This window comes from Mesorhizobium sp. M0152 (assembly GCF_040322415.1).
In the GTDB taxonomy this organism is placed as follows: domain Bacteria; phylum Pseudomonadota; class Alphaproteobacteria; order Rhizobiales; family Rhizobiaceae; genus Mesorhizobium.
Map to the genome: position 1 here is coordinate 109,870 of NZ_JAMYTH010000001.1, position 14,870 is coordinate 124,739.

The window sequence follows — 14,870 nt, forward strand, 5'->3', positions numbered from 1 at the left end:
CCATGAAGGCGTTTTTCGTGCAGATCAAATGCGAGCTGGGCAAATCCTACGAGGTTGCCAGCGCGCTTGCCGACGCCGAGATCGCCTCGGAGATCTACTCCACCGCCGGCAATTACGATCTGCTCGCCAAATTCTATGTCGATGACGAGGAAGACGTCGGGCATTTCGTCAACGAGAAGGTGCAGATTCTCCCAGGCATCAAGGACACGTTCACCGTCGTCACGTTTCGCGCCTTCTAGCGCCGGAGTGCGTTTGCCCGGGCATGAGGCAAAGCCTGGCCAAGCTCATATTCTCGTCGCCTAATTTTTAGGCATGAGCGACAACCTGATCGCCGGCTTCCGTCAAATCACCGATTGCGCTTGATTTTCTCCAACGACGCCAGTGAAATGGCGTCACAGGGGAGTATGCGATTGGCCGCGTTCGATGAAATGCTTCCGGAGGTCTCCGGATTGAGAAGACCGTATTCGGCTTACGATCGCTGGCTTAAGGAGCAGGATCCGGCCAGGCTCACCGAGAAAATGCAGGACGCCGAACGCGTCTTTCGCAAGACCGGCATTACCTTTGCCGTCTATGGCGAGCAGGAAGCCTCCGAACGCCTTATCCCGTTCGACATCGTTCCGCGGATCATTTCAGGCAATGAATGGCGACGCCTGACCCAAGGCATCGAACAGCGCGTGCAGGCGCTGAACGCTTTTCTCGACGATATCTATCATCGCCAGGAAATTCTGCGCGCAGGCCGCGTTCCCCGGGAATTGATCGCCAGGAACGAGGCATTCCTGCCGGAGATGATCGGGGTCAGGCCGCCGGCCGGCGTCTATACCCACATCATCGGCGTCGATATCGTGCGCATCAGCGAGGACGAATTCTACGTGCTGGAGGACAATGCGCGCACGCCATCTGGCGTCTCCTACATGCTGGAGAACCGCGAGACGATGATGCAGTTGTTCCCCGAGTTGTTCCAGAAGATCAAGGTGCGGCCGGTCGAGAACTATCCGCAATTGCTGCGCCAATCGCTGGCGGCGGTACGGCCGCAAAGCGCCAAGGGCGCGCCGACCATCGCCGTGCTGACGCCGGGCAGCTACAACTCCGCCTATTTCGAACATGCCTTCCTTGCCGACCAGATGGGCGTGCAACTGGTGGAAGGACAGGATCTGCGCGTCGTCGACGGCCATGTCGCGATGCGAACGACCGAAGGCTACAAGCAGATCGACGTGCTCTATCGCCGCGTCGACGATTCCTTCCTCGACCCGCTGACCTTCCGGCCTGACTCGGCGCTTGGCGTGCCAGGCATCATGGATGTCTACCGCGCCGGCAACATCACCATCGCCAATGCGCCGGGAACCGGTATCGCCGACGACAAGGCGATCTATTCCTACATGCCCGAGATCATCGAATTCTACACCGGCCGCAAGGCGATCCTCGGCAACATCCCGACCTGGCGCTGCTCGGAACCCGACAGTTTGAAATACGTGATCGAGCACATCGACGAATTGGTGATCAAGGAAGTGCATGGCTCCGGCGGCTACGGCATGCTGGTCGGGCCGGCCGCGACCAAGAAGGAATGCGAGGCATTCGCCAAGAAACTGGCGGCGAAGCCTTCGAATTATATCGCCCAGCCGACGCTGGCGCTGTCGACTTGCCCGATCCTGACCGAAAACGGGCTGGCGCCGCGCCATGTCGATCTCAGGCCTTACGTGCTGGTCTCCGACCGCATCCAGATCGTGCCCGGCGGGCTGACGCGCGTCGCCCTCAAGGAGGGCTCTCTGGTGGTCAATTCCTCCCAGGGCGGGGGAACGAAGGATACTTGGGTGTTGGATGACTGAGATGAGGGAGTAGGGAGTAGGGAGACACCTGATCTTGTCCGAAAAAGTAGGATTGATGGTTGAAGTGGAGATGGTGCGTTTGCTTGGCCAAACCGATGAGATCGGGAGAATGCTGCGTTCTATGATCAGGAGCCTGCAACAAAAATCATGAACCTATTTTTTCGCTACTCGCTACTCGCTACTCGCTACTCGCTCAAAATCGAGGCACGTTGACATGCTTCTAGGCCGCACCGCCAACGGGCTCTACTGGATGAACCGCTATATCGAGCGGGCCGAAAACATGGCGCGGCTGGTCGATGCCGGGTTGCGCATGGCGCTGACCCGGACCCAGAACGCCTCGGAAGAGTGGAATTCGGTGCTGCTCAGCGCCGGCTCCGATGCGGCTTTCACGCAGAAATATCAGGATTATTCCGCCGCGAACGTCGCCGACTTCCTGCTGCGCGACACCTCGAATCCGTCGAGTACGATGTCGTCGATCGAGACGGCCCGCAACAATGCCCGCATGGTCCGCACGGCGCTGACGCGCGAGACCTGGGAAAGCATCAACGAGGCCTGGATGGCGCTCAAGCGCATGCTGGCCAAGCCGATCGACGAGCGCGACCTGCCGAGCGTCCTCGATGCAATCAAGCGCGAGACCGCGCTGATCCGCGGCTCGTTCTACGGCACCATGCTGCGCAACGAGATCTTCGATTTCTCGCAGCTCGGTACCTATGTCGAGCGCGCCGACAACACGGCGCGCATCCTCGACGTGAAATACTACGTGTTGTTGCCGTCGATCTCCTGGGTCGGCTCGACGCTCGACAACTATCAGTGGGAATCGATCCTGCGCTCAGTATCGGCGCATCGCTCCTACCGCTGGGTCTACGACGCCGATTACAAGCCGACCAACATTGCCGATTACCTGATCCTCAATGTCCGCATGCCGCGTTCGCTGACCTTCTGCTATCGTTTCCTGGCCGAGCATCTGAAGTTCCTGAGCGACGACTATGGCGAGCGCCACGTCTGCCATGAGACAGCCTGCAGAACCCAGGCAATGCTCACCGGTGGATCCATCAAGGACATATTCGACGCCGGCCTGCATGAATTCCTGGCCAATTTCATTCGCGACAACACCAGATTGGGCGACGAGATCGCACAAGATTACCGGTTCAATTGAGCATGATGCCGAAGAGTGGAACCTGGCACGAGATCATGCTCGCAAGCGGGAAATAGTGCATGCGGCTGAAGATCACCCACCGGACCGAATACCGCTACGATGCGCCGGTGCACTATCTGCTGCAGCGGTTACGGCTGCTTCCGGTCAGCGGATCGACGCAGACCGTTCTATCCTGGGCGCTGAACATCGAGGGCGCGCGCGAGGAGGTCCGCTTCGTTGATCATTTCGGTAATGACACAAGACTGTTGAGCGTCGAGGGCGAGCGCGATTTTATCACGGTAGAGGCATCGGGCGAAGTGGTGACACGCGACACGTCAGGCGTCTCCGGACCGCATCAGGGTTTTACGCCGCTCTGGCTGTATAGCCATGAAACGCCATTGACGACGATTGGCAGCGGGGTTCGCGAACTCGCCGCATCGGTCGGCAAGGGCACCGACATCGAAAGGCTGCACCGGTTGATGGCTGTCATCGGCGAGCGCGTCGCCTACACGCCAGGCACCACCAACGCGACGACGCCGGCAGAGGAAGCCTTGGCGCTGAAAACCGGCGTCTGCCAGGATCACACCCATATCTTTGCCGCCGCCGCGCGCGCCATGGGCTATCCGGCCCGCTACGTCAGCGGCTACTTGATGCTCGACGCGACGGTCGAGCAAGCGGCAAGTCATGCCTGGGCCGAGGCCCATGTTTCGGGTCTCGGTTGGGTTGCCTTCGACGCCGCCAATGGCATTTCGCCCGACGAGCGCTATGTGAAAGTGGCAACTGGCCGCGACTACCGCGACGCCACGCCGGTGTCGGGAATTCGACTGGGACAGGCGGAAGAACAGCTTGCGGTCACCGTCACGGTGGAGCAGTAATCCCCTGGGATTGCCGCTGGAGCAATTCCAGGAAAGTGTGAAACGGTTTCCCTCCGGAGTTGCGTCAAAACAAGGAGTTAGAGCGGTTCTGCGTTTCCGTGAAGCGATGAACGCTCTAGAAGAGATTTCATGACCTATTGCGTCGGCCTGAAGATCGATCACGGGCTCGTGTTCATGTCGGACACGCGTACCAATGCCGGCATGGATTCGATCTCCACGTTCAAGAAGATGCATGTCTGGGAAGTGCCAGGCGAGCGCGTGATCGTGCTGATGTCTGCCGGCAATCTGGCGACGACGCAAGCCGTGATCAGCCAGTTGGACGAACGCACCAAGGCCGTGGCGGATCGCCACGCGACGTTGCTCGAAACGCCATCGATGTACCAGACGGTACGGATGGTCGGCGACACGGTGAAGGACGTCATCGCCCATTCCTCTCCGTCCGGAGACAAGGCCGATTCCTATTTCAACGCGTCGTTCATCCTTGGCGGCCAGATCAAGGGCAGTGCACCACGCCTGTTCATGATCTATCCGGAAGGCAATTTCATCGAATCGACCGACGACACGCCGTTCTTCCAGATCGGCGAGACCAAATACGGCAAGCCGATCATCATACGCGCGTACGAGCGAACGATGAGCCTGGCCGAGACGGTGAAGCTGCTTTTGGTATCGTTTGATTCGACGCTGAAATCGAACCTGTCGGTCGGCCTGCCGCTCGACCTGCTTTTCCTGGAGAACGACGCTTTCAAAGTCGGCCTTAACAAGCGAATCGGCCAGGACGACCAGTATTACCGCATCGTCTCGGATGGCTGGTCGAATGCGCTTAAGGCGGCCTTTGCCAGCCTGCCGGATTTTCCGGGATAGGGGGCAGTCGCAGAAGAATCTAAAGCCGGCCGGAAGACGTCGGCGAGGCGATCATGTCGGGAGGACACGATGGACAACACTGAATTCCGGCAATGGTCGCGGCGCGCCGCCGACTGGGGTGCTGACTATCGCGACAGCCTGCGCGAGCGGCCGGTGCGGCCGCTTGTCGAGCCGGGCGACATTTTCCGCAGCATCGAGGCATCGCCGCCCGAAGGCGCGGAACCGATGGACAGGATCTTTGCCGATTTCGAGGAGAAGATCGTGCCGGGGATGACGCATTGGCAGCATCCGCGCTTCTTCGCCTATTTCCCTGCCAATGCCGCGCCGGTCTCGGTGGTGGCGGAATATCTGGTTTCGGCGATGGCCGCGCAATGCATGCTGTGGCAGACATCACCGGCGGCGACAGAGCTCGAAACACGGACTGTCGACTGGACGCGCCAGGCGCTAGGCCTGCCGGACGGGTTCTCCGGCGTGATCCAGGATTCGGCCTCGTCGGCGACGCTGGCGGCGGTGTTGACCATGCGCGAGCGCGCGTTGGAGTGGCGAGGCAACAAACAAGGCCTGGCAGGGCAGGCGAAGCTGCGCATCTATTCTTCGGATCAGGTGCACACGTCGATCGACCGGGCGATCTGGGTTTCGGGCATCGGCGAGGACAATCTGGTGCGTATCCCTGTCACCGGCCGTTTTCGGGCGATGGACACGGAGGCGCTTGAAGCGGCGATCGTCGCCGACCAGAAGGCCGGCATGGTGCCTGCGGGCATTATCGCCAGCGTTGGCGGCACCAGCACCGGCGGCACCGACGACATCTCCGGCGTTGCCGATATCGCCCGGCGGCACGGGCTTTATCTGCATGTCGATGCCGCCTGGGCCGGCTCGGCGATGATCTGCCCGGAGTACCGGCATTTCTGGGCTGGTGTCGAGCAGGCGGATTCCATCGTCTTCAACCCGCACAAATGGCTGGGCGCGCAGTTCGACTGCTCGATGCAGTTCATCCGCCGGCCGGAGGATCTCGTTCGCACGCTGGCGATCAAGCCCGAATTCCTGAAGACGCATGGCCGCGACGGCATCATCAACTATTCCGAATGGTCGGTGCCGCTCGGGCGCCGGTTCCGCGCCCTGAAATTGTGGTTCCTGCTGCGAGCCTACGGGCTGGAAAGCCTGCGGAACATGATCCGCAATCACGTCGCCTGGAGCGAGGGTCTTGCCGCGCGCTTGGCCGGGGAGCCGGATTTCGAGATCGTCACCGAACCGATGCTGTCGCTATTTTCGTTCCGGCATCTGGCTGCGGCGGAAGTCGATGAGGATGACCACAACCTTCGCCTGGTCAACGCGATCAATGATGATGGCCGGATCTATCTGACGCAGACACGGGTGGGCGGGCGCGTCGCGATCCGCTTTCAGGTCGGTCAGTTCGAGACGACGGCAGCGGACGTCGACACCGCTTTCGCGGTCATCGTCGAGATCGCGCGCGGCATGAGCTAGCCGGCCGGGAATTGCGCAAGGGTTTGCCTTTGCGGCCATGTGATTTTCATTAGCCGGCTTCTGCCTTTTCATTGGTTTCGTTTTCGGCTATAGACAAGAAAAACGAAAACGGGAGGTCGTCGTATGTATCTGTCACCACGCCATGCCGAAATCATCCAGATGGCCAAGGATCATGGTCGTGTGCTGGTCGAGGATCTGGCCACCCATTTCAATGTGACGCCGCAGACCATACGCAAGGATCTCAACGATTTGTGCGACCAGCGGCTGCTTTCCCGCATCCACGGCGGCGCGTTGTTCCCGTCCGGCATAGAGAACATGGAGTACGAGGCGCGGCGCAAGATCGCCGCCGATGAGAAGGAAGCGATCGGCCGGGCGGCGGCCAGGCTGATCCCCGACAATGCCTCGCTGTTCATCAACATCGGCACTACGACGGAGTCGGTCAGCAAAGCCCTGCTCGATCACGACGGCCTGATGGTCATCACCAATAACATCAATGTTGCCAACAGGATGCGCATATATCCTTCGATCGAGGTGGTGATCGCCGGCGGTGTCGTCCGCGGTTCGGACGGCGGTGTCGTCGGCGAGGCCGCCGTCGACTTCATCAGGCAGTTCAAGGTCGACTACGCCGTCATCGGCGCTTCCGCCATCGACCATGATGGCGCGTTGCTCGATTTCGATTTTCGCGAGGTCAAGGTGGCGCAAGCCATCATCGCCAATGCGAGACACGTCATCCTGGTTTCCGACCAGACCAAGTTCGAGCGCACGGCACCCGTTCGCATCGGCCATCTGTCGCAGGTCAACACTTTCATCACCGATCGTTGCGACATCCCGTCGGTGCGCAAGATTTGTCAGGAAGCCGAGGTCCAGCTTATTGAGACCTCGCTCGGCTGAGGTGTTTTTGCTGCCTCCGAGATATTTCGTTTGACATTCGTTATGAGTTCGAAATAATTCCATAACGGTTTCGCAAAAAGATCAAAATGGTGCAATGCGAAATCGTGGAGGAACCGGTGAGCGCATCTCCTATCCATGACATTTTCGTCATCGGTGGCGGCATCAATGGCTGCGGCATAGCCCGCGATGCCGTCGGCCGCGGGTTTTCGGTTTTCCTAGCCGAGATGAACGATCTCGCCAGCGGGACCTCCTCCGGCTCGACCAAGCTTATTCACGGCGGTCTGCGCTACCTTGAATTCTATGAATTCCGTCTGGTGCGCGAGGCGCTGATGGAACGCGAGGTTCTGTGGAAGAACGCGCCGCATATCATCTGGCCGATGCGCTTCGTGCTGCCCTATGCCAAGGGTCTGCGCCCGGCCTGGCTGATCCGGCTCGGCCTGTTTCTTTACGACCACATTGGCGGGCGCAAATTGCTGCCGGCGACCAGGACTCTCGACATGGCCCGCGACCCGGCCGGCAAACCGCTGAAACCATTGTTCAAAAAGGCGTTCGAATATTCGGACGGTTGGGTCAACGATGCGCGGCTGGTGGCGCTGAACGCACGCGACGCCGCCGACCGTGGCGCGACGATCCGGACCCGCACCAAGGTTGTGGCCGCGCATCGCGATGACGGAATTTGGACGATCCAGATCGAGAACCTGCTGAGCGGCGAGACCGAAGCGGTCAAGGCGCGGCTCCTGGTCAACGCTGCCGGACCGTGGGTCGACCATGTGCTTTCCGGTGTGGTCGGGCTCAACGACGTGCACAATGTTCGTCTCGTGCAAGGCAGCCACATCGTCATCGCAAAGAAGTTCGATGACCCGCGCGCCTATTTCTTCCAGAACAAGGATGGCCGCATCATCTTCGCCATTCCCTACGAGGACGAGTTCACCCTGATCGGCACGACCGATCGGGACTATCCCGGCGATCCGCACGATGTGAAGATCAGCGACACCGAGGTCGATTACCTCTGCGCCGCGGCAAGCGAATATTTCGCGCAACCGGTCAAGCGTTCGGATATCGTCTGGACGTATTCGGCGGTGCGTCCGCTCTATGATGACGGCGCGTCGAAGGCGCAGGAGGCGACGCGCGACTATGTATTGAAGGCCGATGGCGGCGAGGGTGCCGCGCCGATAGTCAATGCCTTTGGCGGCAAGATCACCACCTATCGCCGGCTGGCGGAATCGATGCTGGAGAAGATCGAGGGTTTCCTGGGCAAGCGCGGTAAACCGTGGACGGCGGATGCGCCGCTGCCTGGTGGCGATTTTCCGGCCACCGGTTTCGACGCCGAAGTGGCGAAACTGAAGCTGGCCTATCCTTTTCTCGACTTGCGCCTCGCCCGCCGGCTGACCCGGCTTTACGGAACCCGAGCCCGCGCCTTGCTTGGCCTTGCCAAGTCGAACGCCGACCTTGGCCGCGGTTTCGGCGCGGACCTTTACGAGGCCGAGGTGCGCTACCTCGTTGAAAACGAATGGGCTGTCACGGCCGAGGATGTATTGTGGCGCCGGACAAAGCGCGGCTTGCATCTCGGCCGCGACCAGGTAACGGCGCTCGATGAATTCATGCGCGGCATAAGCCGGCGGCATGTCGCGGCCGCGGAATGAAGAAGGCTGGAAGCTGATGCGGAAGGCCTGGGAGGAGGCATCATGCTGGAACTGAGGAACGTCACCAAGGCCGTCGGTGCGGCCGAACATATCCGCGACGTGTCGCTGACGCTTCAGCACGGCTCGCTCAACGTCCTGCTCGGACCGACGCTGTCGGGAAAAACCAGCCTGATGCGGCTGATGGCCGGCCTCGACGCACCGACGTCCGGTTCGGTCTGGTTCGATGGCCAGAACGTCACCGGCACGCGGGTGCAGAAGCGCAATGTCGCCATGGTCTACCAGCAGTTCATCAACTATCCGGCGATGACCGTCTATGACAACATCGCCTCGCCGCTGCGGGTGGCCGGCGTCGAGCGGGCCAGGATCGACAGCCAGGTGCGCGAGGCAGCTGCCCTGCTCAAGCTGACGCCCTATCTCGACCGCACGCCACTCAGCCTGTCGGGCGGCCAGCAGCAGCGCACCGCGCTGGCGCGGGCCATCGTGAAGAATGCCAGCCTGGTGCTGCTCGACGAGCCGCTCGCCAATCTCGACTACAAGCTGCGCGAGGAACTGCGCGCCGAACTGCCGAGGATCTTCGCCGCCGCCGGCACCATCTTCGTCTACGCCACCACCGAACCGCACGAAGCACTGCTGCTCGGCGGCAACACGGCGACGATGTCGCAAGGCCGCGTCACCCAGTTCGGCCCGACGATCGAGGTGTTCCGCAAGCCGGTCGATCTTGTAACGGCAAGAACCTTCGCCGATCCGCCGCTCAACACCATCGTTCTGGCCAAGAAGGGGCCGGCTTTCCTGCTTGAGGGCGGGGTCGAGCTGCCGGTGCCACCGGAACTCGTCGCCGTCGTCGACGGCAACTATACGATCGGCTTCCAGCCGCATCATCTTTCGCTCGAACGACCCAACGCTGGCGCCGTGCCGGTACGGGCAAAGGTCACCATCACCGAGATCACCGGGTCGGAGAGCTTCATCCATCTCGATTTCGCCGATGCGCGCTGGGTCATGCTGACCCATGGCATCCGCCATTTCGAGATAGACGAGATGGTCGAGGTGTTCATCGACCCGCGCCACATCATGGTCTTCGACGAGCATGGCCGCGCCATGGCCGCGCCGAAGCTGGCCGCGTAGGAGGTAGAAATGGCGCGCATCGACGTCAACCATGTCAGGCATTCCTACCTGCCGAACCCGCGCACGGATGCGGATTTCGCGCTGCGGGAAGTCCATCATACCTTCGAGGATGGCGGCGCCTATGCGTTGCTCGGGCCGTCCGGCTGCGGCAAGACCACTCTGCTCAACATCATTTCGGGCCTGCTTCATCCCTCGCACGGGCAATTGCTGTTCAACGGCAGGGACGTGACCAGGTTGTCGACGCAAGAGCGCAACATCGCGCAGGTGTTCCAATTCCCGGTCATCTACGACACGATGACCGTGTACGACAATCTGGCCTTTCCGCTGCGTAACCGCGGCGTGCCGGAGGCCGATGTCGACCGCAAGGTGCGCGAGACGCTGGAGATGATCGACCTGGCCGACTGGGCGAAGAGGAAGGCGAGGGGATTGACCGCCGACCAGAAGCAGAAGATTTCGCTCGGCCGCGGTCTGGTACGCTCCGACGTCAACGCCATTCTGTTCGACGAACCGCTGACCGTCATCGATCCGCATATGAAATGGGTGCTGCGCTCGCAGTTGAAGCAGCTTCACCGCCGCTTCGGCTACACCATGGTCTATGTCACCCATGACCAGACCGAAGCGCTGACCTTCGCCGACCAGGTGGTGGTCATGTATGATGGCGGCATCGTGCAGATCGGCACGCCGGCGGAATTGTTCGAGCGCCCGCGCCATACCTTCGTCGGCTATTTCATCGGTTCGCCCGGCATGAACGTCATGCCGGTCACGGTCGCCGGCAAGACGGCGACGTTCGGCTCGCAACGCATCGAGTTGCCGGGTGTGCCGAAGGCCGCCGGCGGCGCGGTCGAGCTCGGCATCCGTCCCGAATATGTGCGCCTTGGTCGCGACGGCATGGCCGTTTCTATCAGCAAGGTCGAGGATGTCGGCCGTCACAAGGTGGTGCGCGCCAAGCTGGAGGGCCGCGATATCGCGGCGATCATCGGCGAGGACGAGACGGTGGCGGCCGAACCGAAGGTGCGGTTCGATCCCGCCGGGATCAACATCTATGCCGATTCCTGGCGTGTCGAGATGGGGGCGTAGATGGACAAGACCTGGAACAACAAGGCCTGGTTCCTGGTGCTGCCGGTTCTGGTGCTGGTGGCGTTTTCGGCCGTCATTCCGCTGATGACCGTCGTAAACTATTCGGTGCAGGACACGTTCGGCAACAATGTCTTCTTCTGGGCCGGCACGGAGTGGTTCGAGGAGCTGCTCTCGTCCAGCCGCTTCTGGGAGGCGATGGTCCGCAACCTGATCTTCTCCTTCATCATCCTGGCCATCGAGGTGCCGCTCGGCATCTTCATCGCCCTCAACATGCCGAAGAAGGGCTGGGGCGTGCCGGTCTGCCTGGTGCTGATGGCCTTGCCACTGCTCATTCCGTGGAACGTGGTCGGCACCATCTGGCAAGTATTCGGGCGCAACGACATCGGTCTGCTCGGCTATTACGTCAATGCTCTGGGCATCGACTACAACTATGTGCAGGACTCATTCGATGCTTGGGTCACCGTCATCATCATGGATGTCTGGCACTGGACGAGCCTGGTCGTGCTGCTCTGCTACGCCGGCCTGGTCTCGATCCCCGACGCCTTCTATCAGGCGGCCAAGATCGACGGCGCCTCGCGCTGGGCGGTGTTCCGCTACATCCAGTTGCCGAAGATGCAGCGCGTGCTGCTCATCGCCGTGCTTCTGCGCTTCATGGATAGCTTCATGATCTACACCGAACCTTTTGTCGTGACCGGCGGCGGTCCTGGCAATTCGACGACCTTCCTGTCTATCGACCTCGTCAAGACGGCACTTGGCCAGTTCGATCTTGGTCCGGCGGCGGCCATGTCGCTGGTCTACTTCCTCATCGTCCTCTTGTTGTCATGGGTGTTCTACACCGTGATGACCAACTACGACGCGGAGCGCTGAGATGAGCGGCGCCAACGAACGGACCGAGCGCAACGCGGTGAACGGGACGGCAAGCTCGGAAGGCCTCGCGAGCTCGCTGTCGCAGAGCGAACTCGATAGGCGCATGCGGCGGCGTGGCGAGGAATCGCGCTGGTGGTGGATCGTACCGACGCTCTACATCGTCGTGCTTTTGCTGCCGATCTACTGGCTCATCAACATGAGCTTCAAAACGAATGCGGAGATCGTCTCGTCGCTGACGCTCTATCCGCATTCACCGACGATCGCCAACTACGTCACCATCTTCACCGATGCGTCCTGGTATTCGGGCTACATCAACTCGATCACCTATGTGGTTATGAACATGGTGATTTCCGTCGCGGCTGCGCTGCCTGCGGCGTATGCATTCTCGCGCTATCGCTTCCTTGGCGACAAGCATCTGTTCTTCTGGCTGCTGACCAACCGCATGGCGCCGCCCGCGGTGTTCGCGCTGCCGTTCTTCCAGCTCTATTCCGCATTCGGCCTGATCGACACGCATATCGCCGTCGCGCTGGCGCATTGCCTGTTCAACGTACCGTTGGCGGTGTGGATCCTCGAAGGCTTCATGTCGGGCGTGCCGAAGGAGATCGACGAGACCGCCTATATCGACGGCTATTCGTTCCCGCGCTTCTTCGTGCGGATATTCATGCCGCTGATCGCGAGCGGCATCGGCGTCGCCTGCTTCTTCTGCTTCATGTTCTCGTGGGTCGAATTGCTGATCGCCCGCACGCTGACGACCACGGATGCCAAGCCGATCGCCGCCACCATGACCCGAACGGTTTCGGCCGCCGGCATGGACTGGGGCCTGCTGGCCGCCGCCGGTGTGCTGACGCTGATCCCTGGCGCACTCGTCATCTGGTTCGTGCGAAACTACATCGCCAAGGGCTTCGCTCTGGGGAGGGTTTGATGAAACGAATGCACGGGTTCGTCCTCGACACGATCGCCGGCGGCACTGCACTGGGGAGCATCTGACCCATGAATCTCGACCTCTCCTGGATGGCGTGGACCTGGCCGACCGCGGCTTTCTTCGGAACCATCTTTCTGCTGCTCTGCGGCATGGCGACTTGGGAATATGCCTCGCCGGGCGGCAATCCGCGCGTCGGCGTGCTGCGCTTCGAGACGACGCGCGGCGACCGACTTTTCCTATCGCTGCTGGGCAGCGCCTTTATTCATCTCGCTTGGCTGGGTCTTGTCGGACCCAACCTATGGTGGGCTCTCGCTCTCTCCGTAGTCTACGCCGTCGGCGTGTTCCGCTACGTATAGAGGGGGAAACTGTTGGAGCGGCCGCGCGCAGGCGACCGATCCAGATCGCACTTTAAACCTGAACGTGTAAAAGTGGAGGAAACACATGCGACGGCAATTTCTAACATCGACGACGGCCTTGGTCCTATTGCTGGGGGCGGGGAATGCCTATGCCGGAATGGATGAGGCAAAGGCTTTCCTGGACAAGGAAATCGGTCCGCTTTCGACGCTCTCGCGCGCCGATCAGGAAGCCGAAATGCAATGGTTCATCGACGCGGCCAAGCCTTTCGCCGGCATGGACATCAAGGTCGTCTCCGAAACCATCGCCACGCACCAGTATGAATCGCAGGTGCTGGCGCCGGCCTTTACCGCCATCACCGGGATCAAGATCACGCACGACGTCATCCAGGAAGGCGACGTCGTGGAGAAGATCCAGACCCAGATGCAGACCGGCCAGAACCTTTATGACGGCTGGGTCAACGATTCCGATCTGATCGGCACGCACTGGCGTTACCAGCAGGTGCGTAACCTGACCGACTGGATGGCGGGCGAGGGCAAGGATGTCACCAATCCGAACCTCGACCTCAAGGACTTTATCGGCACCTCGTTCACGACGGCACCCGACAAGAAGCTCTATCAGCTCCCCGACCAGCAGTTCGCCAACCTCTACTGGTTCCGTTACGACTGGTTCAACGACGAGAAGAACAAGGCGGACTTCAAGGCGAAGTACGGCTACGATCTCGGCGTGCCGGTCAACTGGTCGGCCTATGAAGACATCGCCGCGTTCTTCACCGGTCGAGAGATCGACGGCAAGAAGGTCTACGGCCATATGGACTATGGCAAGAAGGACCCGTCGCTCGGCTGGCGGTTCACCGACGCCTGGCTGTCCATGGCCGGCAATGGCGACAAAGGCATCCCGAATGGTCTGCCTGTCGACGAATGGGGCATCAAGGTCGACGAGAATTCGCGACCGGTCGGCTCCTGCACGGCCCGCGGAGGCGACACAAATGGCCCGGCTGCCGTCTATTCGATCCAGAAATATCTCGACTGGCTGAAGGCCTACGCACCGGCGGAAGCGCAGGGCATGACCTTCTCCGAATCGGGTCCGGTGCCGGCTCAGGGCGCGGTTGCCCAGCAGATCTTCTGGTATACCGCCTTCACCGCGTCGATGGTCGACGCCGGCGCCAAGGCGGTGCTGAACGACGACGGCACGCCGAAATGGCGCATGGCGCCGTCGCCGCACGGCGTCTACTGGAAGGACGGCATGAAGCTCGGCTATCAGGACGTCGGATCCTGGACGCTGATGAAGTCGACGCCGACCGACCGCGCCAAGGCCGCATGGCTTTACGCGCAGTTCGTCACTTCGAAGACCGTCGACGTGAAGAAGAGCCATGTCGGCCTGACCTTCATCCGCGAGAGCACGATCCACGACAAGAGCTTCACCGAACGTGCGCCCAAGCTCGGCGGTCTGATCGAGTTCTACCGTTCGCCGGCCCGCGTGCAGTGGTCGCCGACCGGCACCAACGTGCCGGACTATCCGAAGCTGGCACAGCTTTGGTGGCAGGCGATCGGCGACGCTTCGTCGGGCGCCAAGACAGCGCAGGAAGCGATGGACTCGCTTTGCGGCGAGCAGGAAAAGGTCATGACCCGCATCGAAAAGTCGGGCGTCCAGGGCGATATCGGCCCGAAGATGGCCGAAGAGCATGACCTCGCCTACTGGAACGCCGACGCGGTCAAGAAGGGCAATCTCGCTCCTCAGCTGAAGATCGAGAACGAGAAGGAAAAGCCGATCACCATCAACTACGACGAACTGGTGAAGAGCTGGCAGAAGTAGGAC

14 protein-coding genes are annotated in these 14,870 nt (G+C 61.0%); all 14 read left to right on the top strand.

The window, feature by feature from the left end; translation table 11 throughout:
• Window positions 1-2 precede the first annotated feature (2 nt).
• The 14 genes from NKJ26_RS00510 to NKJ26_RS00575 all read left to right on the top strand — a co-directional run bounded on the left by NKJ26_RS00510 (window position 3) and on the right by NKJ26_RS00575 (window position 14,867).
• Window positions 3-239, top strand: coding sequence for an Lrp/AsnC family transcriptional regulator (locus NKJ26_RS00510; RefSeq protein ID WP_010909609.1), 237 nt, complete (start codon window positions 3-5; stop codon window positions 237-239).
• Window positions 240-410: 171 nt separating this feature from the next.
• Complete coding sequence (locus NKJ26_RS00515; protein WP_352692916.1) at window positions 411-1,823, top strand: circularly permuted type 2 ATP-grasp protein; 1,413 nt, start codon at window positions 411-413, stop codon at window positions 1,821-1,823.
• A 214-nt stretch (window positions 1,824-2,037) separates the two neighbouring features.
• Window positions 2,038-2,979, top strand: coding sequence for an alpha-E domain-containing protein (locus NKJ26_RS00520; protein ID WP_027025157.1), 942 nt, complete (start codon window positions 2,038-2,040; stop codon window positions 2,977-2,979).
• Between the two features lie 59 nt (window positions 2,980-3,038).
• Window positions 3,039-3,833: a transglutaminase family protein gene (locus tag NKJ26_RS00525; protein ID WP_352692918.1), complete on the top strand. Its 795-nt coding sequence runs from the start codon at window positions 3,039-3,041 to the stop codon at window positions 3,831-3,833.
• Window positions 3,834-3,962: 129 nt separating this feature from the next.
• Window positions 3,963-4,694: a proteasome-type protease gene (locus tag NKJ26_RS00530; protein WP_352692920.1), complete on the top strand. Its 732-nt coding sequence runs from the start codon at window positions 3,963-3,965 to the stop codon at window positions 4,692-4,694.
• A gap of 69 nt (window positions 4,695-4,763) precedes the next feature.
• Window positions 4,764-6,176, top strand: a complete 1,413-nt coding sequence (locus NKJ26_RS00535) for a pyridoxal phosphate-dependent decarboxylase family protein (RefSeq protein ID WP_352692922.1) — start codon at window positions 4,764-4,766, stop codon at window positions 6,174-6,176.
• A gap of 123 nt (window positions 6,177-6,299) precedes the next feature.
• The gene (locus NKJ26_RS00540; RefSeq protein ID WP_027025153.1) at window positions 6,300-7,067 is read left to right on the top strand and encodes a DeoR/GlpR family DNA-binding transcription regulator; all 768 of its coding nucleotides are present in this window, start codon (window positions 6,300-6,302) and stop codon (window positions 7,065-7,067) included.
• Window positions 7,068-7,183: 116 nt separating this feature from the next.
• The gene (gene glpD / locus NKJ26_RS00545; protein ID WP_352692924.1) at window positions 7,184-8,710 is read left to right on the top strand and encodes a glycerol-3-phosphate dehydrogenase; all 1,527 of its coding nucleotides are present in this window, start codon (window positions 7,184-7,186) and stop codon (window positions 8,708-8,710) included.
• A gap of 42 nt (window positions 8,711-8,752) precedes the next feature.
• Window positions 8,753-9,832 carry an ABC transporter ATP-binding protein gene (locus NKJ26_RS00550; RefSeq protein WP_352692926.1) on the top strand — a complete coding sequence of 360 codons (1,080 nt, stop codon included), beginning with the start codon at window positions 8,753-8,755 and terminating at the stop codon, window positions 9,830-9,832.
• A gap of 9 nt (window positions 9,833-9,841) precedes the next feature.
• A complete protein-coding gene (locus NKJ26_RS00555) occupies window positions 9,842-10,909 on the top strand; it encodes an ABC transporter ATP-binding protein (protein ID WP_352599284.1) in 1,068 nt (355 codons plus the stop codon).
• The gene (locus NKJ26_RS00560) at window positions 10,910-11,776 is read left to right on the top strand and encodes a carbohydrate ABC transporter permease (RefSeq protein WP_352692928.1); all 867 of its coding nucleotides are present in this window, start codon (window positions 10,910-10,912) and stop codon (window positions 11,774-11,776) included.
• 1 nt (window position 11,777) lies between these two features.
• Window positions 11,778-12,698: a carbohydrate ABC transporter permease gene (locus NKJ26_RS00565; protein WP_352692930.1), complete on the top strand. Its 921-nt coding sequence runs from the start codon at window positions 11,778-11,780 to the stop codon at window positions 12,696-12,698.
• A gap of 68 nt (window positions 12,699-12,766) precedes the next feature.
• Window positions 12,767-13,054, top strand: coding sequence for a DUF2160 domain-containing protein (locus NKJ26_RS00570; RefSeq protein ID WP_352692932.1), 288 nt, complete (start codon window positions 12,767-12,769; stop codon window positions 13,052-13,054).
• Window positions 13,055-13,139: 85 nt separating this feature from the next.
• Complete coding sequence (locus NKJ26_RS00575; protein WP_352599292.1) at window positions 13,140-14,867, top strand: ABC transporter substrate-binding protein; 1,728 nt, start codon at window positions 13,140-13,142, stop codon at window positions 14,865-14,867.
• The last annotated feature ends 3 nt before the right edge of the window (window positions 14,868-14,870 follow it).